The organism is Acidovorax sp., assembly GCF_046291265.1.
Taxonomy (GTDB): domain Bacteria; phylum Pseudomonadota; class Gammaproteobacteria; order Burkholderiales; family Burkholderiaceae_C; genus Acidovorax.
Genome location: NZ_JBKBTV010000148.1, coordinates 1 through 797 on the forward strand (window position 1 = coordinate 1; position 797 = coordinate 797).

The window sequence follows — 797 nt, forward strand, 5'->3', positions numbered from 1 at the left end:
GTTCGCAAGACCCAGCGACGGCAGCAGCAGCGGCGGCGGCACCCTCGGCGCCGCAGGGGCTGCTGGCCGCACACTGCCAGACTCTCCTCACCCACTTTTGCCTGCGCTTCCGCGGCCAGGCCCCCGGTGCTGCGGCGCCCGTGGTGGTGGACATGGAGGCGCAGGCGGCAGCGGCGGCGGCAGCACCGACGGGAACAAGCCCGCGGTAGAGGCCGAGCCGGTAACTGCCGTCCCCCTTGTCTCCCCTCCGCCGTGCTCACGCCGCCCCCCCGCGCAGGAACTGCCTTACGGCTGGGAGACGCGCGTGGATCCGCGCACCGACCGCCGCTACTACTTTAGCCACGCGCTGCAGCGCACGCAATGGGAGCGGCCCGCGCTGGCAGACGCGGCGCCACGGCCCGCTGCGATTCCCGCCGAGGTGGTGGACGATGATTGGCAGGAGCTGGTGGACCAGGGCACGGGTGCGCGCTTCGCCGCGCGGTGCGAGAGCGAGTGGTGCGGGTGGTGACGTCCGTGCGTCCGTGCGTCACGTAGGGCGCAAGTACTTTTACTCCGCCAAGCGACGCAAGAGTCAGTGGGAGCGGCCTGCGGGGGTGGCGTCGGCTGCAGAGGCAGAGGCGGAGGCGAAGCAGCTGCACAAGCAGGTAGTGGCAGCAGATCTGCGGGCGGCGGAGGCTGAGGCTGCGGCAGAGGCGGAGGCGCAGCAGCTGCGCGAGCAGGCAGTGGCAGCAGAGCGGCGGGCGGCCGAAGTACAGCAGCGGGCGGCAGAGGCTGAGCGCGAGCACACGGAAGCGGCG

The 797-nt window shown here is 72.4% G+C and carries 3 protein-coding genes; all 3 read left to right on the forward strand.

Annotated elements, in window-relative coordinates:
- Positions 1–209, forward strand: a 209-nt coding sequence (locus tag ACK41V_RS23565) for a hypothetical protein (RefSeq protein ID WP_409786116.1), incomplete at its 5' end; no start/stop codon positions are given.
- Between the two features lie 95 nt (positions 210–304).
- Entirely contained in the window at positions 305–508 is a 204-nt protein-coding gene (locus ACK41V_RS23570) for a hypothetical protein (RefSeq protein ID WP_409786119.1), read from the forward strand.
- Between the two features lie 13 nt (positions 509–521).
- On the forward strand, positions 522–797 hold a 276-nt coding region (locus tag ACK41V_RS23575; protein WP_409786121.1), incomplete at its 3' end, for a WW domain-containing protein.